Annotated in this window: 21 protein-coding genes and 3 pseudogenes; 22 read left to right on the top strand and 2 right to left on the bottom strand. The window is 39.4% G+C overall.

Annotated features, from left to right (window positions below; genetic code table 11):
• The first annotated feature begins 541 nt into the window (after positions 1-541).
• The 15 genes and pseudogenes from D3P12_RS07110 (at position 542) to D3P12_RS07185 (ending at position 15,785) form a co-directional block, all read left to right on the top strand.
• On the top strand, positions 542-1,798 hold the full coding sequence (locus D3P12_RS07110) for a site-specific integrase (RefSeq protein WP_118194328.1): 1,257 nt from the start codon (positions 542-544) through the stop codon (positions 1,796-1,798).
• Between the two features lie 13 nt (positions 1,799-1,811).
• A complete protein-coding gene (locus D3P12_RS07115; RefSeq protein ID WP_118194329.1) occupies positions 1,812-2,351 on the top strand; it encodes an ORF6N domain-containing protein in 540 nt (179 codons plus the stop codon).
• A gap of 401 nt (positions 2,352-2,752) precedes the next feature.
• Positions 2,753-2,830: a four-helix bundle copper-binding protein gene (locus tag D3P12_RS15735; RefSeq protein ID WP_375557974.1), complete on the top strand. Its 78-nt coding sequence runs from the start codon at positions 2,753-2,755 to the stop codon at positions 2,828-2,830.
• Between the two features lie 186 nt (positions 2,831-3,016).
• Positions 3,017-3,348: pseudogene (locus tag D3P12_RS07125) on the top strand (arsenic resistance protein); the annotation flags it as partial.
• Between the two features lie 74 nt (positions 3,349-3,422).
• Positions 3,423-3,818 carry a hypothetical protein gene (locus tag D3P12_RS07130; RefSeq protein WP_205941071.1) on the top strand — a complete coding sequence of 132 codons (396 nt, stop codon included), beginning with the start codon at positions 3,423-3,425 and terminating at the stop codon, positions 3,816-3,818.
• Positions 3,819-3,933: 115 nt separating this feature from the next.
• Entirely contained in the window at positions 3,934-8,349 is a 4,416-nt protein-coding gene (locus tag D3P12_RS07135) for a CusA/CzcA family heavy metal efflux RND transporter (protein ID WP_118194331.1), read from the top strand.
• Between the two features lie 16 nt (positions 8,350-8,365).
• On the top strand, positions 8,366-9,619 hold the full coding sequence (locus D3P12_RS07140) for an efflux RND transporter periplasmic adaptor subunit (RefSeq protein WP_118194332.1): 1,254 nt from the start codon (positions 8,366-8,368) through the stop codon (positions 9,617-9,619).
• A gap of 102 nt (positions 9,620-9,721) precedes the next feature.
• A complete protein-coding gene (locus D3P12_RS07145; protein ID WP_118194333.1) occupies positions 9,722-10,060 on the top strand; it encodes a P-II family nitrogen regulator in 339 nt (112 codons plus the stop codon).
• A gap of 417 nt (positions 10,061-10,477) precedes the next feature.
• Positions 10,478-10,666 (top strand): SpoIIAA family protein, encoded by a 189-nt coding sequence (locus D3P12_RS07155; protein ID WP_118194335.1) that lies wholly within the window; start codon positions 10,478-10,480, stop codon positions 10,664-10,666.
• Positions 10,663-13,206, top strand: coding sequence for a heavy metal translocating P-type ATPase (locus D3P12_RS07160; protein ID WP_118197016.1), 2,544 nt, complete (start codon positions 10,663-10,665; stop codon positions 13,204-13,206). Before D3P12_RS07155 ends, D3P12_RS07160 begins: the two co-directional genes overlap by 4 nt.
• A 174-nt stretch (positions 13,207-13,380) precedes the next feature.
• Positions 13,381-13,566, top strand: a pseudogene (locus D3P12_RS15740) (hypothetical protein); the annotation flags it as partial.
• The gene (locus D3P12_RS07175) at positions 13,554-14,864 is read left to right on the top strand and encodes an APC family permease (RefSeq protein WP_118194338.1); all 1,311 of its coding nucleotides are present in this window, start codon (positions 13,554-13,556) and stop codon (positions 14,862-14,864) included. The pseudogene D3P12_RS15740 and the gene D3P12_RS07175, both read left to right, overlap by 13 nt.
• A gap of 9 nt (positions 14,865-14,873) precedes the next feature.
• Complete coding sequence (locus tag D3P12_RS15440; RefSeq protein ID WP_165438723.1) at positions 14,874-15,050, top strand: hypothetical protein; 177 nt, start codon at positions 14,874-14,876, stop codon at positions 15,048-15,050.
• A 22-nt stretch (positions 15,051-15,072) separates the two neighbouring features.
• Positions 15,073-15,429 (top strand): SpoIIAA family protein, encoded by a 357-nt coding sequence (locus D3P12_RS07180; protein ID WP_118197017.1) that lies wholly within the window; start codon positions 15,073-15,075, stop codon positions 15,427-15,429.
• Positions 15,430-15,482: 53 nt separating this feature from the next.
• Positions 15,483-15,785: an HAD family hydrolase gene (locus tag D3P12_RS07185; RefSeq protein WP_245977408.1), complete on the top strand. Its 303-nt coding sequence runs from the start codon at positions 15,483-15,485 to the stop codon at positions 15,783-15,785.
• Between the two features lie 47 nt (positions 15,786-15,832).
• On the opposite strand, the pseudogene D3P12_RS15570 reads toward D3P12_RS07185, so the two are convergent.
• Together D3P12_RS15570 and D3P12_RS07190 are read right to left on the bottom strand one after the other, a co-directional pair.
• A pseudogene (locus D3P12_RS15570) lies at positions 15,833-16,250 on the bottom strand (IS982 family transposase); the annotation flags it as partial.
• A gap of 143 nt (positions 16,251-16,393) precedes the next feature.
• Positions 16,394-17,158, bottom strand: coding sequence for a cation transporter (locus tag D3P12_RS07190; RefSeq protein ID WP_446014093.1), 765 nt, complete (start codon positions 17,156-17,158; stop codon positions 16,394-16,396).
• A gap of 861 nt (positions 17,159-18,019) precedes the next feature.
• Between D3P12_RS07190 and D3P12_RS07200 the strand changes: the two genes are divergently transcribed.
• From D3P12_RS07200 to D3P12_RS07230, 7 genes are all read left to right on the top strand, one after another.
• On the top strand, positions 18,020-18,241 hold the full coding sequence (locus D3P12_RS07200) for a DUF305 domain-containing protein (protein ID WP_118194340.1): 222 nt from the start codon (positions 18,020-18,022) through the stop codon (positions 18,239-18,241).
• 81 nt (positions 18,242-18,322) lie between these two features.
• Positions 18,323-18,667: a four-helix bundle copper-binding protein gene (locus tag D3P12_RS07205; RefSeq protein ID WP_118194341.1), complete on the top strand. Its 345-nt coding sequence runs from the start codon at positions 18,323-18,325 to the stop codon at positions 18,665-18,667.
• A 302-nt stretch (positions 18,668-18,969) separates the two neighbouring features.
• On the top strand, positions 18,970-19,491 hold the full coding sequence (locus tag D3P12_RS07210) for a helix-turn-helix domain-containing protein (protein ID WP_449369343.1): 522 nt from the start codon (positions 18,970-18,972) through the stop codon (positions 19,489-19,491).
• Between the two features lie 118 nt (positions 19,492-19,609).
• Complete coding sequence (locus D3P12_RS07215) at positions 19,610-21,829, top strand: heavy metal translocating P-type ATPase (protein ID WP_118194343.1); 2,220 nt, start codon at positions 19,610-19,612, stop codon at positions 21,827-21,829.
• A gap of 99 nt (positions 21,830-21,928) precedes the next feature.
• A complete protein-coding gene (locus tag D3P12_RS07220; RefSeq protein ID WP_118194344.1) occupies positions 21,929-22,150 on the top strand; it encodes a heavy-metal-associated domain-containing protein in 222 nt (73 codons plus the stop codon).
• Positions 22,151-22,423: 273 nt separating this feature from the next.
• Positions 22,424-22,672, top strand: a complete 249-nt coding sequence (locus D3P12_RS07225) for a hypothetical protein (protein WP_118194345.1) — start codon at positions 22,424-22,426, stop codon at positions 22,670-22,672.
• 113 nt (positions 22,673-22,785) lie between these two features.
• On the top strand, positions 22,786-23,301 hold the full coding sequence (locus D3P12_RS07230) for a DUF3347 domain-containing protein (RefSeq protein ID WP_118194346.1): 516 nt from the start codon (positions 22,786-22,788) through the stop codon (positions 23,299-23,301).
• The last annotated feature ends 41 nt before the right edge of the window (positions 23,302-23,342 follow it).

Here is a 23,342-nt window from a genome sequence, read left to right on the forward strand (position 1 = left end):
TTATTTACGAGAATGGTGGCAAGTAAATTCCGAAAGCAATGATTGTTGTTGTCGTGAATTTTCGTACCTTTATAACAACAAAGTACATTGACTATCGAACCGATTCTATCAAGAAATGCCAAAAAGCCTACAAAGTAGGACGAATTAAATGGGACCTATTCGGTTACCCTTTTTGCAGATCACTTGATAATGAGCACATAATCAACGAATTAGGATAGTGGTAGAAAATCCTGCCACCCCGACGGAAACCAGTTCATCTGGATCCAAAAGCCTCTAAATCATACGATTTAGGGGCTTTTTTGCTTTTAAACAGTTCATATTAATTCGTTTCAATCCATACCTTCTGAGAACTATTAGGTGACCTCATTTATTTTTTTAAATTTGGTCACCGGAAAGAGTTTAAGTATTTGATATACAGATTATTGTATCAATAATATTTAGACTCAAATAGATCAAGATGAATTACTTTTTTGGCTTTCTGGTGACCTGTTTGGACAGAATAGTTCATATCAGTTTATGTTAATCTTTAAAAAAGTAGTGTATGAGAACAGCAAACACATTCGGTGTTCATTTCATTCTTCGAATGAACAAAGAAAAAAACGGAAGCGCTCCGATTTATGTAAGAATTACAGTCAACGGAGCCAGAATTGAGATGTCCCTCAAGAAAAGAGTAAAACTTTCTGATTGGAATCCGTCAAGAGGCATTGCAAAAACGAAAAATACCGATCTTAAAATCCTCAATGGATTTCTGGAGCAAGTAAGAGGCATTCTATCGGGTTATTATCAGGAGATGGTTATGGCCAAGAAGTTAATCACCCCTGAGGCAATTAAGAATATGTATTTGGGAGAAGTGGAACAGGAAAACACACTTCACTCATTGATAGAGTATCATAATTTACACATGAAAGAAGTCCTCGCCTTTGGAACGCTTAAAAATTATTTCACAACAGCAAAGTACCTAAAGGAATTTGTGTTACAACAGTTCAAGAAGCCCGATATCTATCTCTCCGAACTGGATTATAAATTTATCACTCAATTCGAGTATTTTTTGCGGACCTATGAACCAACCGATCACCACAAGGGAATGGCGAACAACGGCGTCATGAAACATCTGGAGCGGTTTCGTAAAATGGTGCGCCTAGGTGTAAAACTCGGCTGGATCGAAAAGAATCCCTTCGAACTTTACAAACTAAAGATGCAAAAAGTAGAGCGCGACTTTTTAACCAGCGATGAACTGTCTAAAATTGAGAAAAAAGAGTTCTCGGTACAGCGCATTCAATATGCGAAAGATCTTTTTGTTTTCAGCTGCTACACCGGGATCGCCTACATCGACGTAATGCAGTTGACCCCAGATAATATTCTCTTGGGAACCGATGGTAATCGTTGGATCAAAACGATGCGTGAAAAAACCGACACGTCAGTTAATGTCCCTATCCTTCCAAAGGCAGCAGCGATCATTGAAAAATACAAAGACAATCCTCGGGCAATTGCACACGGCACAATGTTTCCAGTGATTTCAAACCAAAAGCTGAACAGCTATCTAAAAGAAGTGGCCGATCTATGCGGCATCAAGAAGCATTTAACGTTTCACCTGGCGAGACACACCTTCGCCACCTCGGTTACCCTTTCCAATGGAGTTCCCATTGAGACGGTGAGTAAGATGTTAGGGCACACCACCATCAGGACAACCCAGATTTACGCAAAGGTAGTTGAGCAGAAGGTTAGTCAGGATATGGCGAATCTTAGGAATCGTTTAGAGGAGAATGAAGAGAGTAAATTAAGAGCTTTGAAAGGTTAATTATTTTTAAGTTATGGAAAACAAAGAATTAAGAATACCAGATGAAATTGTCATCAGCAAGATTTACTATATCAGGAATCAAAAAGTAATGTTTGATTCAGATTTGGCGGCACTTTATGAAGTTGAAACCAAACAGCTCAAACGACAAGTAAGACGTAATATAGAGCGTTTTCCAGAAGATTTCATGTTCGAATTGACTCCTGAAGAATCCCGATATTCAAGGAGCCAAAATGGCACCTTGAAGCAAGGCGGAAATATAAAATATGCGCCTATGGTATTTACAGAACAGGGCGTAGCAATGTTGTCAAGCGTGCTCAATAGTTCGCGAGCAATTCAAGTCAACATTCAGATAATCCGAGTATTCACTCATATACGTCAAATGCTTGCCGATAATATTGAGATTCGGTTAGAAGTTGAAAAAATCAAGTCCAAACTGAATAACCAAGATAAAAACATGGAGATTGTGTTTAAGTACTTGGATGAGTTGCTGGAAAAACAGGACCACCCTAGTCCACCAAGAAAACGGATTGGCTTCAAACCGGATGATTTGTAATTTTGGTTCGCCTCTTTTACATTTTATGCATAATTTCTTTTATTAAGGGATTGTAAACTTTATGACTTTAAGACTGTTAAGATTTATGGCTTTAGAACATCAATGAATTAAATAATAACTTAAAACTACAAATCATGTCACACCAACAATACCAGAACTGCATCGACGCGTGCTATGCATGTGCGGTTGCCTGCAGCCATTGTGCTTCAGAATGTTTAAAGGAAGAAAACGTCCGGGAATTGAGAAGATGTATCCAGTTAGACTTGGAATGTGCATCTATTTGTAAATCCTCGGCTGATATAATGAGCTTGGGAAGCAACTTCAGCGGTAATATCTGCCGGGTTTGCGCGGATATCTGTCAGACTTGTGCAGACGAATGCGAAAAGCATGCTGAAATGGGCATGAATCACTGCCGAGATTGTGCCCAAGCGTGTAGAAAGTGTGCGCAGGCCTGCGAAGAAATGTCAGCTGCGGCCTAGATTTCTCAAAAGTGATTTAGTTCCTACTATTTGTTTAAATGATATAAAAATGAAGTTTCTGAACATGGAAAGATTCCCCTAAGTAGAATCACTTAGGGGAATCTACTTTATTGGCCATATCAAATTGACCTTCACATATTTGGATGCGCACAAAAACGTATCGGCACCTTTATGGAACACATAATAGTTGTCAAAGTGGCCATACCGCTGGTTATTTTTTTTGTACTGATGTTCCTTATCAGCGTTTTTATCAACAGGTCACTTCAGGTGCCTTTAAAAATGCATCCATTGCCTTTACTGCCACGGGCAATAATTTCGAACTTACCATGGCGGTCTCGATCGCAGTATTTGGTATCCATTCACCGCAGGCCTTTGTTGGCGTTATCGGTCCTTTGGTAGAAGTACCGGTATTAATATTACTGGTCCGTGTAAGTTTATGGTTGAGAGAAAAGTATTATTTGTTCTCTATCAAGAATAAAGTAACCCAATATCGGGTATCACTATTTAATGTTAACTAAGATTAGTTAATAGAGAGCAGCAACAGTTTTTGCACAACCTGTGCATCGATTAATTCGTATATTTGTAAAAATTTATGAAAACAATTGCTTCCATATTGATGTCGTTTCTATTCTTTTTTCAGGGAATTAGCATTGATATGGACTTTTGTGGGCCAGTTAAAGCAATTTCAAGCATTATTTCCCATTACCAAGACCATAAAATTTACGGTGACTCTTTCCTTGAATATGTAGTTGAAGATTACATCGATAATGATGCAAAAAATGAAGGACATCATAATAATTCGGATAAAGAGAATATACCGGTTCATTCGAATCATCAATGTTGTCATCCTTTGATGTTATTTGTTGCCAACAACAATACGGATCCGGTCAATCTATTAAAGTTTGAAGATAAAGAGCCGTTCAATTTATATACAGTTAACTTCTATCCCAGATATCTGGAATCTCTCTTCCAACCCCCTCAAGTATAATTCAGTTTTACGGATAGCTATATCCTAACGGGATGCTTCTCAAGATAAGCATTGCGTAATAAATGCGTTGCACCTATTTGCATCGTAAATCTTCAACTGAATTAATATTTTTTCTATGATTAATAAAATCATTTCATTTTCCATAAATAATAAATTTATTATTGGCTTGTTCATAGTGGCACTAGTGGGTACCGGTATCTGGTCTATGTCCACTATAAATTTGGGCTCCGTACCTGATATTACGAACAACCAAGTACAAGTTATTACCGTGGCCCCAAACTTGGGGACAGAAGATATAGAACAATTTGTAACTTTTCCGGTGGAGTTGGCCATGGCGAATCTGCCTGACGTGGTCGAACTGCGTTCGGTGTCTCGTTTTGGTCTGTCTGTAGTTACTATTGTTTTTAAGGATGAGACTGGAACCTATCTACCACGACAATTAGTACAAGAAAAATTAACTGAAGTTGCTGAAGAAATTCCCGAAGGTTTCGGCACACCTTTTATGGCTCCAATTACAACAGGTTTGGGGGAAATCTATCAGTACACCCTTAAAGTAAAGGAAGGTTATGAAGAAAAATATGATGCAACGGAGCTACGCACCATCCAAGATTGGATCGTAAAACGCCAAATGGCATTAGTTCCTGGAGTTGTAGAAGTAAATGCTTTTGGGGGTTATGTAAAGCAATATGAGGTTGCCATAAATCCAGGTAAGTTAAAAAGCTTTGGCATCACGATGAATCAGGTTTTTGAAGCCCTTGAAGTGAATAATGCCAATACGGGCGGTGCCTATATTGAAAAAAACCACCAAGCCAATTTTATCCGTGGCGAAGGCTTGGCACGAAGTATTGAAGATTTGGAGAACACGGTGGTAACCACTCAAAACGGAAGCCCTGTCTTGATTCGCGATGTTGCCGAAAAAGTGGGTTACGGAAGCCAAGTGCGCTACGGTGCATTTACCCAAGATGGTCATGAAACTGTTGGCGGACAGATTCTGATGCTAAAAGGCGAAAGCCCGGCTAAGGTAATAGAAAATGTCGAAACGCGTATAAAGGAAATACAAAAATCCTTGCCTGAAGGCGTATATATCGATACATTCTTAAGCCAAAGTGAACTGATTGAGAGAACCACAAGTACCGTTAAAACAAATCTAATTGAAGGGGCACTCATTGTAATATTCGTTTTGGTACTCCTTTTAGGTAGCTTCCGGGGCGGTTTGATAGCAGCTTCGATAATCCCCTTGTGCTTATTGTTCGCATTTATTTTGATGAAGCAATTTGGTATTTGGGCAAATTTAATGTCCTTGGGTGCAATTGATTTTGGAATTATTGTTGACGGCGCGGTAATTATAGTGGAGGGAACGGTTTTTCACATTTATCAACGGATGAAGAAATCCAATGCAATTATGGGACAATCCGAGATGGATGAAATAGCCTATGATTCTTCAAGTAAAATGATGAATTCTGCCTTCTTCGGTCAACTAATTGTTCTTATTGTTTTTACACCTATTCTGTTTTTAACTGGTGTGGAAGGGAAAATGTTCCGACCAATGGCGTTCACCTTTGGTTTTGCGGTTTTAGGAGCAATAATCCTTTGTCTTACCTACGTGCCAGTGATGTCGTCATTATTTTTAAAACCTGCCAAAAATCAAAATAGTTGGTTTGCTAAATTTGAAAATAAGATCGACAGAATCAGTAATAAAATTATGGGGGTTTTGAATCGTGCCTATCTGCCCATATTGAATTTTGCACTTCGTTTTAAAGCAGGAGTTATTATCGGCGCGGTTGCGCTATTCTTGATTGCAGGAATTATTTTTAGCAATATGGGAGCAGAATTTGTCCCAAAATTTGATGAAGGCGATATTGCCTTTCAAGCATTAATAAAACCGGGGAGCAGTCTTACAGAATCGATTGAAGCTTCAGAGAAACTTCAGAATTTAATCAATGAGTTTCCGGAAGTAAAAACGGTAGTTTCAAGAATTGGGGTGGCAGAAATACCAACAGACCCTATGCCAATGGACATTGCCGATAGTTACATTATTCTTGAAAAGGACAAGAGTAAATGGACTTCCGCCGACAGCAAAGAAGAACTCATTGAAAAAATACAAGAAAAAATCTCAGTTGTTCCGGGTGTAAATTTCGTGTTTACCCAACCCGTGGAACTTCGTTTTAATGAATTGCTTACTGGAGTTCGTGAGGACGTGGCCATCAAATTGTATGGAGAAGATTTGGGCGTGCTGGCAGACAAGGTACAGGAAATCGCAGCGGTAATACGTGAAGTGCCGGGTGCAGCAGACCTTAACGTAGAGGCTACAAGCGGTTTGCCACAAATGACAGTGGTGTATAACCGCGCAAAAATGGCACAATACGGTGTAACCGTGGATAAATTGAATGATTATGTAAGTGCCGCCTTTGCAGGCGAAAAGGCAGGTGTGATTTTTGAAGGCGAAAAGCGTTTTGATGTGGTCATCAGGTTGGCAGAGGACTTTAGACAAGACATCAATAGCTTAAAAAATCTTTATATAGACCTGCCGAACGGTGCTCAAGTGCCTCTAAAGGAAGTCGCGGATATCAGTTATAAATCCGGGCCAATGCAAATTTCAAGGGACAACACTATGCGTCGTATATCTGTGGGTGTAAATGTTCGTGGACGCGATGTTAAATCGATGGTCGAGGAAATTCAGCAAAAACTGGAAACGGAAGTGGAACTGCCACCAGGTTATTACGTCACTTATGGAGGATCATTTGAAAACCTGCAACGTGCATCAGACCGATTGATGATAGTGGTGCCCATCGTTCTGCTAACAATATTTATCCTGCTTTATTTCGCTTTAAATTCATTTTCACAGGCTTTGATGATTTATATGGCAGTGCCTTTGTCGGCAATAGGCGGGGTTTTCGTTTTGTTGATCCGTGGAATGCCTTTCAGTATTTCGGCAGGGGTCGGGTTTATCGTACTCTTTGGAGTAGCGGTTTTAAACGGTCTGATACTCATAAACAAATTCAATGAATTAAAAGAAAGTGGAATGACAGATTTAAAAAAACGTATATACGAAGCTACGCACGAACGTTTACGCCCCATTTTATTGACTGCCATTACAACAATTATGGGCTTTATCCCAATGGCGGTTTCCACCTCTGGTGGTGCAGAAGTACAGCGACCATTGGCAACAGTAGTTATTGGAGGAATGCTTACGGCAACATTTTTGACTTTGGTGGTTATTCCTATTCTTTATTATTGGGTGGAATCGAGAAAGGAACGGAACAATACTGATAGAGGTGTAAGCTATGTCAACAGATCAACCAACATTATAACGGTATTATTGATGGTTGGAGGTTTGATGGCTTCTGGAACTGTCTTTGCCCAAGATACCGATCAAGGTGGTACAATCCCAAAGACCTTAACCGTTGATGAGGCCATTGCTATGGCAAAACAGAATTATCCGACGCTTAAGGAAAGCCAAGCTCTTATTGAACGGGAAAAGGCGATGAAAGGCACCAGTTTTGACCTTGGTAGTACGGAAGTATTCACTGGCAAGGAAGAATATGGCAATAATCTACCCGGAATACAGACAACCGTTGGTGTGCAACAGGGAAATATTGATTTTCTTTCCGGCTTTTCCAAATCGAAGTTTTACAAAGAGCGTATTGTCTTGGGAGAAAAGCTTTATGTGGCCAATGAACAACAGTTGGTGCGCAATGTAATGCAGGCGTATGACCAAATTAATTATTACAAGGCACAGTTGCATTTTGCAGATCAATTGGACAGTATTTATGCTAATTTTAAGACCGCTGCCCAACTTCGGTATGATACCGGAGAAACCGGCAAATTGGAATTTATTTCAGCTTCTTCCGAATTTCAACAGATTCAAGTTTTAAGACAACAAGCCTATGATGATATTGAAATTGCCAAACGTTCCTTAAAACAATATTTGGGAATCGATGAAAATATCGAGACGGTAGATGGTGCTTACGAGCCATTGGACTTTATGGCAACATTGGATTCAACTTCGGTAACCAATAACCCAATGTTACAATATGCGTTGCAAAACGTAGAAGTAAGTAAAGCAAACGTGGGTGTTGAAAAATCGCAATTCCTGCCAAAATTCAATTTCTCGTATGGAAGACAGGTGGTGGATGAAGTTTCAGGGTTTAACAGCTATCAGGCAGGAATTAGTATCCCGTTATGGTTTTTCCCGCAGAAGTCAAGAGTTAAGGCAGCCAAGGCAGACGCCATGGTAGCAGAGAATCAATATTTGGAGCAGAAAGCGGTAGTAGAAAGTCGCGTTTCGCAATTGATAAAATCACTTGAAAAAACAAAGAAGACTTTGCAATATTACCAAGAAGGCGCACTATTGTTGGCGGAGCAACAAATTACAACAGCGCAATTAGCATCTAAAGAAGGTGAAATAGGTTATGTCAATTACATCACAATTCTCAACAGTGCTATCAGGATTAAACAAAACCATTTACAATATATCAATCAATATAACCAACAGTCTATTGAGGTGCAATATCAATTGGGTAATCTCTAATCTTAATAAAAGAAAAATGAAGAATATATTATTAGTAAGTACCGTACTATTTACACTTATGTTTATGAGTTGTAACGACGCTCCAAAATCAGAAGCTGGGCATAACGAAACTGAAGGTGTTTCAAAAACCAATGAAGTTGGAGAAGATGCACACGGCGAGGAAGGCCACAATGAAGAAGAAGGAGGTCACAGCGAGGAAGAAGGCGTTGTGGAACTCACCAAGCAACAGGCCCAAACCATTGGTTTGGAAATGAAACCTCTGGAGGAACGCAATTTAGGAAACAACATTAAGGTAACAGGAACGCTGGAACTTTTCCCGCAGGACAAGGCGAACATAAGCCCTTTTGTTGGTGGAAATGTGAGTTCCATAAAAGTAATCCCTGGAGATAACGTAAGCAAAGGTCAGGTTTTGGCATATATAGAGCACCCAGATATCATTGCGATGCAACAGGATTATCAGGAAAAAAATGACGAACTGGTCTTTTTGAAACAGGATTTTGAACGCAAGAAGACCCTTTATAACAAAGGCGTTTCTTCTGGCAAGGAATTTCAGATGGCACAGTCAAGATTTCGTTCCACAACATCCGCCGTCAATGGTTTGCGGTCCCAATTGAGATTGTTGGGAATTAACCCGGACAAAGTGGCGGACGGCCAAATATATTCGGCCGTCCCCATTACCACGCCAATAAGTGGTTACGTTAATGAAGTAATGATAAGTTTGGGAGATTATGTGGGTACACAATCCAAAATGTTCTCAATAAGCGATAATTCAAAAATTTATGTCAACTTCAAAGTATATGAGAAGGATATAAATCAACTTAAGAAAGGGCAACAGATATATTTCTCCACGGCCTCGCACCCAGATGAACTGCTTAAAGCAACTGTTCGATCTATAGGCAAAACTTTCAACACCGACCCAAAAGCTTTGGAAGTTTTGGCAGATATAGAAAACAAGGATAAAAACCTATTGCCAGGTATGTACGTGGAAGGGCGAATAGTGCAGGGCGAGAAAAATGGTCTTGCTGTACCGGAAGCTGCCATTATAAAGGAAGGCGAGCAATCTTTTATTTTTATTTTGGATGAAGATAAAGAAATGGAATCGGACAAGATGAAATTTAAAATGATACCTGTAACGGTCGGGATTGCTGATTTGGGCTTTGTTGAAGTCAACCTTCCTGCCGAAATTTCAAAGGATGCCAAAGTTGTGATAAACGGGGCTTATAACCTGTCTTCAGAAATGGTAAAAGGGGAACTGGAGCACGGACATTAATCTAATAATAATCAAGGATTTGATTCACTGTATTTTAATTTTCCTAGTTTGATAGTTAAAATTAAAAGATCGGCTCGGATCAAAATATTAAAATATTAAAACATGAAAGAAATAAAAGCATTTGTAAAACCACTCAGAATACAGGAAATCATTGAAGCATTGACCGATAATGGGTTTAAAAGCATGACCCTTTCACAAGCTGAAGGAACTGGGGCATTTAAGGCAAAAGGAGCTAGACCTTCCCTTGATTTTCATGTAACGGACAGTCCTGTGGTTAAAATTGAATTAGTTTGCCAAAATGAAGAGGCTCAAACAGCCGTTGAAATCATTTTAGCTCATGGTAAAACAGAAGTGCCGGGAGATGGCATTATTTATTTGTCTAACATCGAGGACGCCTTTCAAATCAAAACGGGTGAATCCTTGAAGCGATACGATCTGTAAATTTCTTTCTTAACAAATGGAGAAAATAGTTCAATTTTTTAAAAGCATAGGTATACGCCCTACGGCTATACGTCTTATGACTTATAAGCGGCTAGCAGAGATGAATGTGGCCATCAGCCTTGGCGATTTAGAAAAGGCTTTTAAGGTCAGTGAAAGAAGCACCCTATTTAGGACTATGAAAGTGTTTGAAGAGAAAGGAGTTGTGCATCAAATCGAGGATGGGACGGGAATTATAAAATATGCCCTTTGCGAAGAGAGTTGTAAGTGTGAGGTCGATAACGACCTCCATTTGCACTTTCATTGCACAAATTGTAAGGAAACTGTGTGTTTAACCGAGTACAAAATTCCTCATATCAATTTACCTGATGGTTATATCACGGAGGATATTAACTTGGTGGTAAAGGGCATTTGTGAGAAATGCAGGGGCAATTTGTGTTAAATACTGCGAATGAAACGCATTTAAAGCGTACCGCTTTAGTGGGAAGCGGTAAACGACAAGAACAATTTACTGAGACATTGGTTTCTTTCTCTGAAGCTCATATAGAATTTTATAAGCCAGAAGAAAAAAACAATGCCAAAGAATGGATAAAAAATTGCAAAGAATGAAAAAACTACAATTAAAAATCCCGGTTATCCTTCCGCAAGTTCCAAACGAAAAAGATACTTGTGTTGAAAGGCTCATTCAAGAACTACAGGCTAAAGAAGGCATTGAAAAAGTACACGTTGCCGATGCGCACGGAGATGGCGTGCCACTGCTCTGTTTTCATTATGACCCTGATATCATTTCTATAGACCGCATTCAATCGTTAGCCGAACGGACTGGTGCCGAGATTACCGAAAAATACGGACATTTGCTCATTGAAGTTAAAGGAATCAGACACACAAGACAGGCTCGTTCCATCGAGAAAAACCTTTTGGCAATCAATGGGGTTTTGGAGGCTTCTGTTTCGGCCTCTGGAATGGTACGGCTTGAGTTTGATAAAAAGCAAACAAATTTCGATGAAATAAGTAACCAAATTGAAAAAGGAGACCTTCGAATTCAGCGGAGTTCTTCAAACGAAAATAATTACACCAATTCATCCAGAAAAAAACAGGAACGTTCACAGAAGGAAGATACAAAAGTGGAAATTTCCCCAGAGGGGCATGAGCACAAAAAGGACGAGACTCACGAGGAAGGAGAAGAGCACGCCCACAGTGGTGTTTTCGGTAAAAATTCAGAGCTTATTTTTTCCATTATCTGCGGGGTACTTCTCGGAATAGGTTTCGGGCTTTCCTATGTGGAATCCATCCCAGATTGGGTTAGTCTTACTTTATATATTGGCGCTTACTTTTTCGGTGGTTTCTTTACGGCCAAGGAAGCAGTACAGACCGTCGCCAAAGGCGGTTTTGAAATTGACTTCTTGATGCTGGTCGCTGCCATTGGTGCCGCCATTCTGGGAGAATGGGCAGAAGGTGCACTCTTGCTGTTCCTGTTTAGTCTTGGGCACGCCTTGGAACATTACGCAATGAACAGAGCAAGAAAAAGCATTGCGGCGCTCGCGGACCTTGCAGCAAAAACAGCCTTGCTTAAAAAAGACGGCAAGACCGTAGAGGTCGGGATTGAAGAGTTGAGAAAAGGCGATATCATTGTGGTCAAGCCGAACAGTAAAATATCTGCTGATGGAGTCGTAGTCAATGGACAAAGCAGCGTTAACCAAGCACCTATCACCGGAGAAAGTGTGCCCGTGGATAAAATTCCTGTGGAAGATACCAGTAGAGATTATTCGGCAGACGATGATATCAAGGATGAAAACCGTGTGTTCTCTGGAACTATCAACGGTAATAATACTTTGGAAATAAAGGTAATCAGAGAAGCCAAGGACTCTACCTTGTCCCGACTTGTCAAACTGGTCAACGAGGCACAGACCCAGAAATCTCCTACCCAGCTGTTGACCGATAAGTTCGAAAAATACTTTGTCCCATCCGTACTTGTACTGGTTGGTATCCTGCTCTTTGCCTTTCTGGTCATTGATGAACCGTTTAGCGCCAGCTTTTACCGTGCAATGGCCGTATTGGTAGCAGCTAGCCCCTGTGCTCTTGCAATTTCAACACCGAGTGCTGTATTAAGCGGGGTGGCGCGAGCGGCTCGCGGTGGGGTACTTATCAAAGGTGGGCGACCGCTTGAGGATCTAGGGGTCATAACAGCTTTGGCTTTTGATAAAACAGGTACGCTTACCGAAGGAAAGCCTAAACTTACAGAAGTAGTACCATTGGGGAATATGGAAGAAAATGAGCTGTTAAAGATAGCCGTTGCCGTTGAAAATTTGAGCGATCATCCTTTGGCCAAAGCCGTCGTAAGAGATGGAAAAGAGCGTTTGGGCGGTGCCAAAATTACTGATGCGTCTGACTTGGAAGCTGTTCATGGAAAAGGCATCAAAGCTTCCTTGGGCAAGGATAAAATCTATATTGGAAATCTTGATTTGTACGAAGATCTCGATGATTCAAAACCATCCGATGAAATATCTACCAAAGTGAAGGAGCTTGAAGGGGGAGGAAATACCACAATGCTCATAAGAAAGAACAATGAATATATTGGTATCATCGCCTTGATGGACACTCCACGGGAAACTGCCAAGGAGACATTGAAAAAGTTAAAGGAAATCGGCATCAAACGGATGATAATGCTAACTGGGGACAATCAAAAGGTTGCCGATGCCGTCGCTAAAGAAATTGGTTTGACCGATGCTTGGGGAAGCCTGTTACCGGAAGAAAAGGTAGATGCTATAAAAAAATTAAAAGAACAGGAATCCAAAGTCGCAATGGTAGGCGATGGTGTCAACGATGCACCCGCAATGGCAAACAGTACCGTAGGCATAGCGATGGGTGCTGCCGGCAGTGATGTGGCGTTGGAAACAGCTGACATTGCCCTAATGGCCGATAAACTGGAAACCCTACCCTTTGCCATAGGCTTAAGTAGGAAGGCAAAGGCCATTATCAAGCAAAACCTTTGGGTCAGTCTCGGCATTGTTGCCCTGCTTATACCATCAACCATTTTTGGGTTTGCCAATATCGGTATTGCGGTGATCATCCACGAAGGTTCAACATTACTTGTGGTTTTCAATGCATTAAGGCTTTTAGCTTATAAAAATAAATTTAATCAATGTTAAAATGACAAAGATGCAAAAAATACTTTTAAACCGAGGGGTTCGGCCTACTCAAATGAGGTCGAAGCGATACAAGTTCCCGGAATGGAAGCAAAGTGCCGTGTCTTTTTCAGATTTAAAAAAGGCGTTTATTGAAAAAAGCGAAACCAATAAACTGCAAACAGAACGACCTTTTATCGCGATCTCAAGATTTTCGAGGATAAAGGTTTGATTCATCAGATTAATAATGGGGTCGGAATGACAAAATATGCGGTTTTTGAGGAAAACACCAAAGGTAAATACCGTACAAATTTACATAAGCACTTTCATTGTACCGTTTGTACGAAAACCATCAGTTTACTAAATAAAATATGGCGGAACTAAAGAAATCATTAGGCATCCTTCGACTCACTTTTTATGGCGTAGGTACTATTGTTGGCGCAGGAATATATACTGTAATCGGCGCAGCTGCTGGACAGGCAGGTACAGACCTATGGTTGAGTTTCATTTTTGCAGCAATTGCTGCCAGCGTCTCTGCAATGTCGTATGCAGAGTTGTCCTCTACCTATCCCAATGCAGGCGCGGAATTTATTTTTGTACGCAAAGCATTTCCGAAAATTGACATTCCGTCCTTTCTTACGGGTTGGACGATTGCGTTTCACAGTTCGGCCACCATTGCAGCGGTGCTACTTGCCTTTTCGGGGTATTTCAATACGTTTTTTAACGTGCCTCCCCGACTAGTTAGTTATGGAGTGTTGTTGGTTCTTGCATTGATAAGCATTACGGGTATCAAAAAATCATCTACGGCAAATATTGTAATGGTCAGTATCCAATTGTTAGGTCTCTTCATTCTCATTGCGGTCGGACTTTCAGAAACCGGTCCTCCAAAGGCAGAATTTTTTAAAGTGGAATCCGTTTCGGGTACTTTAGCGGCAACCGCAACTTTGTTTTTTGTTTATACTGGTTTTGAACATATGGCGGCTTTGGGTTCGGAGGTTAAAAATCCAGGAAAAACCATTCCTCGTGCTTTTTTATTAACAATGGTGTTTACAACTATTATCTATCTACTCATTTCTTTTACGGTACTAAACATTGCTGACCCTTCCGAACTGGCCAAAGTGGATTCACCACTTTCACTTGCGGCATCCAGTCTCAACGGTTGGTTGCCTGTTGCGTTGGCTATCGCAGCACTTTTTGCTACTGCAAATGCTGCCTTTAGTGGAATTATTTCAATTAGTAGGTTACTTTTTGGAATGGCAGACCTGCGTGAACTTCCGAAATTTATGACCAAAACCAATGCACAGAAGGTTCCGTGGGTTACTACCCTTGTGGTTGTGGCCGCAGTTGCTGGATTTTTATTGTTGGGAGATATTAAAATAGTAGCAGGAATGTCCTCTTTAGGCGCGTTGCTTGTTTTTGTTGCCGTGAATATTGCCCTTATCGTATTGCGTTTCAAAGCACCCTATAAAGAAAGACCTTTTAAAGTCCCATTAGCTATTTGGAGAGTGCCGATATTGCCAATTTTGGCGATACTCATTAGCCTTTCTTTGATAATTCAATATGAATGGCAAATATATGCAGCGTTCGTGGGAGCTATTGTGGTGGGCATTATGTTGGATTATTTCTTGGACAAAAAGTCAAAGGATGAAATAGACCCTGAAAAAGAACTTTTTAACCCTTAAAATGAGGCTATGGACTGGATGTTTGAAGATTTTAAAACTGACTTGGACGCCTTGAATCCTATTGTCCGTGAAAAAGCCCTGGCCATTGCTAAAGAGCTTATCGAAAAAAAGGATATTTCAGCAAAAGAAGCTTTATCAGAAGGCATCATAAAGGCAGAAGAATGGTTTTATGATTTGGAAGGGTAATAATAATTTAAAACTATATAAAATGTTACAAATAATCGAGTTAAAAGAAAAAAATATTGTTGCAACAAACGCTTCAGGCAAATTGAGAAAAGAAGATATAGAAAAAATCCATCCACTTATCCACACTATACTGGACAAAGGAATGAAAGTCCGTTGGTATTTTGAGATGAAAGATTTTACAGGATGGGACCCAGGATTGTTGGAAGACTTGAAAATGGACACGGCCCACGCCAAGGACTATGAAAAGATTGCTATGGTGGGCGACAAAAAATGGCAGAATTGGATAACCCAATTTATGAAGCTTTTTACCAACGCCGAAATTAAGTATTTTAATATAGACCAAAAAGAAGAGGCTAAAAATTGGATTGAGAGTCAGTAAGCTGATGAAATAAAAAAGACTATTGTGATTTACATAAGTTAAATATTCAAACAATGATGTTGAGCGGTGATAAAGGAAGCGTTGTTGATAAAGTCGCCCGTGCGTTGAATATTAATAAAGCCTTTGGTGATTTATTGCCCGAAGACAAAGTCAGAAAAGTTCAATGGCTACTGGACGAGGGAAAACGAATCGCATTTGTAAGTGATGGGAAAAATGATGCACCTGTGCTGGCATTAGCTGATGCTGGGATTGCCATGGGAGGTCTCGACAGTGGTGGTGCAATCAAAACGGCAGACATCGTTATTCAGATTTATCAATCCGGTAAAATTGTATCCACTATTAAACTGGTAAGATGATCCGGAACATTGTATAACAATATATAATTTTAACCCGTTGAGTGAAATTAAATGATTTGAATTTTGATGTTGTTTTTGTTCCTGTCGAAGATAACTTGTTCATAAACTGGATCAAAGTCATGGCCGTTATTTTCACCAGTATTCTTGTTTTGAACCCGCTAAAGGTTTTGGCATAATTCTCCTGATCGTGAACTGATAGCATAGTTGAGAGAGCAATATTTTAATTCTTTTCCGTGATTTCCTGAAAATATAAGGTTGCTTTTATAGCCTTTTTGGTTCATTCTTATTGGAGTCTCCAAGACAATATTGACCGAATCAAAAAGATCCATTGCTGCTCAACGTATAAATACCCCTTATCTAAAAAAGCGCATATTCAGATAGTTGGTGCTTGACATCTTGCAAATAGTGGAGATTATATACATTTGCTTTGGTGATATCAACCGAATGGAACACACCGGAAAGAGTACGTTGACGATACGGATTTGTCTGTTTTCTTTTATGAGGTACGGAAAAGAGAAACAACCTTAAGTGAAAAAAATAATTTCACTTAAGGTTGCCAAAATTGATTCTCCTGAAAAATAATTCGGATTTAATAACTTTGAAAAGACTTAGTTAGCTAACTTTAAAATCCGGTACGCTCCTCTGGCAACGATGATAAACACAATCGCTCCAACGATTAAATCGGGGTAACCCGAATTGAGCCAATTAACCAAAAGGCCGGCAACAATAACACCTGAATTAATAATCACGTCGTTCGAGGTGAAAATCATAGACGCTTGCATATGAGCTTCTTTACTTTTGTTTTTTTGCAGTAAGTACAAACAAATTACGTTTGCAATCAATGCCAAAGAACTGACAATAATCATGGTCTGAAAATCAGGCATACTTTCGACGCCGATAAACCGCCTGATCACTTCAATAAAACCGACAAGCGCTAAAACAATCTGAAAATACCCTGCAAATTTTGCTATAGAGTTCTTTCTTGCGATCGTACCGCCCACAGCAAATAAGGCCAACGCATAAACAATGCTGTCTGCCAACATGTCCAGACTGTCCGCTACAAGTCCCATCGACTTGGAAAAGATACCAAATAGCATTTCTAATCCAAAAAACACGAAGTTAATGACTAACACTGTCCATAGCAGCTTCCGTTGGTTGCCACCTGTTTCCTCCTCCAAAATGGTATTACTCGCTTCGGTTAAAATTAGCGTTGTATTTAAGTTCAAGGCTTCCAGAGCCGAGAGAATCGGCTCATGAGAACCGTCGTGATAGGCGTCTAGTTTTCTGTTAGGAATATCAAAATCAAGGGATTTTACCGTATCCAAATGTTGCAATTTCATGCGGATTAATTGTTCCTCACTTGCACAATCCATTTTGGTTATTTTAAAACTCGTCTTATACATTTTTAAGTATTACTTTAATTCCACTAAAGGTATTAAAAAAAATATATTAGGTCGTTGCACTCGACAAGTAATGAATTCATTGACGTTATCTTTACTTAAACGCAAAACCTCGGATTCCTTTTGTTAAAGCTCCCCTCTCCTAAATGAATGAACCTGTCAAGAGACCATGGAATAAATCGGACTGACCGAACAGAAAATATTTCATGCTGAAATTGTAGTGGATAATGACAAAATAGTCAGGGAAACCAAAGCCTATCAGAATATACCGAAAATTCTATCCTTTATGGATGAGCAGGGCGAGGATAAGATGAAACATCAGATTGATAGTAATTATCGCCAGATAAAACAAGACATTGTAATGTTATCGAAATGGAATTGGAGGGTATCAAGAATGACCCCCACTTGCAGCATTTGGTGCAAGTGTAAAACAAAAATCCCCCATTTAATAAACACTAATATATTCATCATTTTGTATTAATTAAACAGTCGAAGATATATGCTCAGCCGATACTCTAAAAGTCATTCATTTTTCTAATGTCTAATGCCAAAAGTGCTGTCCAGCAAAAGTTATCTATCTCTCAATTAATGATGGATAATAGAATAGCTCTTCCTTGCCGCGCTTTATAGCTTTTTTATGGTCTAATATAGAAATTGTAAACTTTAGTAGTTTAGGATTGTTAAAGATAAAAAACATCAAGTGGATAGTCGTAGTTGTCTTTTTCGATTACACAAATCGAATCGTGCTGATAATGAGGCTTTAAAAAAATATAGCTATGAACGTATTCTTGATTATAAAAATAGGGTATATATATTATATACATACCGGCTAACTTGGCAGCAAGCGCACAGCACCGACACAAAAAGAGTGATACAACTGGCCGAGCTAAGCATAATCAGATAATGCAGGATTCCCTTCAGAAGATCAATCCTAACCAAATGGAGGACCGCTCATCTGATAAAAGTATGAAGCAAATGGCAGTGAAGATCATAGAGGCACAGGAAAAGGAAATTTCAAAATTACAAGATTGGTTATTGGCAAGAGGTCATAAGTAATGTCAAAATTCAAAATTGGCTTTAGAACAATAACAAGATAATGTCAATTAACTAAATTTTTAACTATTAAAAACAACGATTATGTCACATCAACAGTATCAGAATTGCATTGACGCATGCTACGCATGTGCAATAGCTTGCAGCCATTGCGCTACAGAATGTTTAAAGGAAGAAAAGGTTCAGGACTTGAGAAGATGTATCCAGTTGGATCTGGAATGTGCGTCTATTTGTAAATCCGCAGCAGATTTGATGAGTCTGGGAAGCAGTTTCAGTTCTCATATCTGCCGTGTTTGCGCCGATGTCTGTAATGCGTGCGCAGACGAATGTGAAAAGCACGCTCAAATGGGTATGGAACATTGCCGTGAATGTGCTGACGCTTGTAGAAAGTGTGCCCAGGCATGCGAAGAAATGGCAACCGCGGCTTAGATTCTTGATAAAGACGTAAAAATGCTATATGTCATTATGTATGTGAGGTTTATTAACTGACGTATATAGCAAAAATGAGGATCGTCTTCTTAAGTATTGGAAATAAAATATCCCCCAAGCAGCCAAATTTAAGGGGATGTTTTATTTAGTCATATAAAAATTAATTCTTCTACATACTACATTTTTGTACAAAAGCTATTCAGTTCCTTTGTTCCTACATAATAATTGTAGTTTTGTGTATGTATTATAATTAACATATGACGACGTTATTTATTAAAAATATGGTTTGTAACCGTTGTATCATGGTCGTTCAGAACGAACTAGATAAGCTCGGTTTGGCTGTTAAAAATATAAAACTAGGTGAAATTACCCTTGCAAAAGAATTAACTTTCAACGAAAAAGAAGTTCTGGAGGAAGCCTTGGATCCGTTAGGTTTTCAGATAATTGATGACAAAAAATGCCGCATTATTGAAAAGATAAAAAATATTATTATCGAGCTGGTTCATCATCAAGACAACGATGCCAAAACCAACCTTTCGGATGTATTGAGTAGTCAACTACATCACGATTATAATTACTTGTCCAATTTGTTTTCAGATATAGAAGGCACTACCATCGAAAAATACTTTATAGCCCAAAAGATTGAAAAGGTAAAAGAATTACTGGTGTATGATGAATTGTCTTTGAGTGAAATTGCTTTCCGCTTGAATTATTCAAGCGTAGCCTATTTAAGCAACCAGTTCAAAAAGGTAACCGGACTGTCTCCAAGCCATTTCAAACAGATCGGAGAAGATAAAAGAAAGCCGCTGGATGAAGTTAAGTAAATATATTAGATTTTAGCGCCTCCTAATCCGTAAATCTTACAAATCAATCCCAAAATTACACAATAGCCACCATGATTATAATGCCCAATTTTGTAGTGTAAAATAACACAAACGAAATATGGCTATAAATAATCAAAATACGAAAAAAGATACCTTTCCGGTATTGGGTATGACCTGTGCTTCTTGTGCAGGCAATGCAGAAAGTATTGTAAAACATGAGCCGGGAGTCGTTAATGCCTCAGTGAACTTTGCTACGGGCAATCTTACTGTTGAATATCTACCAAATTTGACCGATGTCTTCAAACTGCAAAAAGCCGTTCAGGGTGTTGGGTATGATTTACTGGTAGAAGACGAAAGTAAACAGCAGGAAACCCTGGAAACGATCCACGCTCAGAAATACCGAATGTTAAAAAATAAAACTATTTGGGCTCTTGTGCTGTCACTCCCAGTGGTGATAATTGGTATGTTCTTTATGAATATGCCTTATGGCAATGAAATTATGTGGTTGTTCTCTACGCCTGTTGTACTATGGTTAGGGAGAGACTTTTTCATCAATGCATGGAAACAGGCAAAACACCGTTCCGCCAATATGGATACATTAGTAGCCTTGAGTACAGGTATCGCCTATATATTTAGTGTATTCAATATGTTGTTTGCCAGTTTTTGGGAACAAAGGGGGTTAGAAGCTCACGTATACTTTGAAGCTGCAGCCGTAATTATCGCATTTATCCTGTTAGGAAAGTTGTTGGAGGAAAAAGCCAAAGGAAATACTTCATCAGCCATTAAAAAACTGATGGGCTTACAGCCGAAAACGGTTCTGGTAATAGAGGCAGACGGTACTGAAAAACAAAAAGCCATTGAAGACGTAAACGCAGGCGATACAATCCTTGTAAAACCCGGAGAAAAAATCGCGGTTGATGGTATGGTAACTTCCGGTAGCTCCTATGTTGATGAGAGTATGTTGAGTGGCGAACCTGTTTCCATCCTGAAAAACGAAAACGAAAAGGTATTTGCGGGAACCATAAACCAGAAAGGGAGTTTCCAATTCAGGGCGGTGAAAGTAGGTAAAGAAACCATGCTTGCCCAAATCATAAAAATGGTACAGGATGCACAGGGAAGCAAAGCACCCGTTCAAAAATTGGTAGATAAAATTGCAAGTATTTTCGTTCCCATAGTAATCTGTATTGCAATCTTAACATTTGTATTGTGGTGGGTTTTGGGTGGTGATAGCGGCCTAGTACACGGATTATTGGCAGCCGTTACAGTATTGGTTATCGCTTGTCCTTGTGCTTTGGGCTTGGCTACTCCTACAGCTATTATGGTAGGCGTTGGTAAAGGTGCTGAAAACGGTATTTTGATTAAAGATGCCGAAAGTCTTGAATTGGCCAAAAAAGTAAATGCAATCGTATTGGATAAAACGGGTACTATTACAGAAGGTAGGCCGCAGGTAACAGGAATCCAATGGCTGAATAATTATGATGCAACAAAAAACATCCTTTTGAGTATCGAGAAGCAATCTGAGCATCCATTAGCTGAAGCAATTGTTAAGCAGCTTGACGACGTGGCAGCTACTTCGATATCGATGTTTGATAGTATTACAGGTAAAGGTGCAAAAGCTAACCATAATAATCAAACGTACTATGTTGGTAATAAGAAGTTGTTAGCTGACAACAATATTACCATTGCTGACGAACTTTTAAAACAAGCAGATGAATGGGGAAAACAGTCAAAAACGGTTATTTGGTTTTCAGACAGCAAACAGGCTCTTTCGGTATTAGCCATATCGGACAAGATTAAAGAAACTTCCGTACAAGCAATCAAAGAAATGCAGGATATGGGGATCGAACTCTATATGCTGACCGGAGATAATGAAGCAACCGCTAAAGCTATTGCAGGACAAACAGGTATAAGACATTACAAGGCAGAGGTATTGCCACAGCACAAAGCAGACTTTGTAAAAGAACTACAACAGCAGGGCAAAGTTGTAGCAATGGTTGGTGACGGTATCAATGATAGTACGGCCCTCGCAACCGCTGATGTAAGTATTGCGATGGGTAAAGGAAGCGATATTGCGATGGATGTAGCCAAAATGACCATCATCTCATCGGACTTGACCAAAATACCACAGGCAATAAAATTGTCAAAACAAACTGTAGCCACCATTAAGCAAAACCTGTTCTGGGCGTTTATCTATAATCTTATAGGTATCCCTATTGCCGCAGGTATTCTCTATCCGATCAACGGTTTCTTGCTAAACCCGATGATTGCAGGTGCGGCAATGGCGTTGAGTAGTGTGAGTGTAATCAGCAACAGCTTGCGGTTAAAATTGAAAGAGTAAATCAGTAAATCTCACAAATCAAACAAGAAATTACACAACAATACTGAACGAGATAATACCGAAATTTACATGATCTAATAAAACATAAAGTTTAACAAAATGGAAAATAGAGAATTAAAATTCAAGACAAACATCAATTGCGGCGGTTGTATCGCATCTGTAAAACCTCACTTGGACAAAGCTAATGAGATTTCTCATTGGAAAGTTGATACAGGCAGCAAGGATAAGGTGCTAACCGTTACCTCCGATGGTGCAACTGAACAGCAGGTTATCGACATCGTGGAACAGGCGGGTTTTAAAATAGAACCCATCAATTCTTGATATACCGAAAGTTCGTAAGAAATCCAATCGCAAAGGGTATAATAATATAATTGTTGTACCCTTTGTAACTTTTTCCACAAAAAAACAATGCTTTTTAGAAAAAATAGTTTAAGTTTGCACCAAGATGAGGTTTACCATAACTGGGATATATGTCTAAAATGCTAAAGATATTCTTGAGTTTATGTTTACTGGGATTTTTTCTAATTCCAGCAGAAGCCTCCGCGTGCTCATCTCATACCACTGAAGTCGTCAAAAAAGAAAAATCTTGTTCCAATGATTCTTCAGATGGCCATCATGCTGAAGGTTCTTGCGAAAAAGATTGTTGCAACGACGATGCAAGTACTGACTGTTCAGGAAATTGCGGCCAGAAATCGTGTCACAGCTCCTTTCCTACATTTTGGATGCACGATATTAAAGATTCTCAAAAGGCCTTTCTTTTTGAGAGCGAAAGATCATTCCCATTACACAATCAACCCTATTATTCTTCAGGGTTTCATTCCATCTGGCAACCGCCTAAAATAGCTTAATTGGCTTCCTAGCCAAAAGTGTGTCTTGTCGAAAGCTAAACCAGTTTTCGGAAATCCCCTATTTTATTATTTTTTTAACTACGAATGAAATCAATATCAAGAATATTGATGGTAATCACTGTATTACTATCATATACAAGCGGTTTTGCCAAAGTCAACCTTGCAAATGAATCGGCTCAAAACGTCTCTCAACTTACAGCACTTTTCGACAACTATTTTTCAATTAAAGATGCTCTTGTAAGCAGCGATGCCAGTATGGCGGCTTCGAAAGCGGCAAGTATGGTCGTTTCGATTAAAGCCGTGGACATGGGGAAGCTTTCCTCAGAAGAACATAACGCATGGATGAAGGTCACGAATGACCTAACTAATAGCGCAGGAACAATTACCAAATCCAAAAACGTTTCACAACAAAGACAAGCCTTTGCCTTACTTTCTAAAAGTATGTACGAACTGGCGAAGGAATCAAATCAAGCTGTACCAGTATTTTACCAACATTGTTCGATGTTCAACAATGGAAAAGGCGCAAACTGGCTAAGTAAAGAATCCGCAATCAAGAACCCTTATTACGGCAACAAGATGCTGACGTGCGGAAGTGTCACAGAAACGATTAACAACGGTAAATAATAAAGCAACATATACAAATTACATAACACAGTTTTAACAAT

This window comes from Pedobacter indicus (genome assembly GCF_003449035.1).
GTDB lineage: Bacteria > Bacteroidota > Bacteroidia > Sphingobacteriales > Sphingobacteriaceae > Albibacterium > Albibacterium indicum.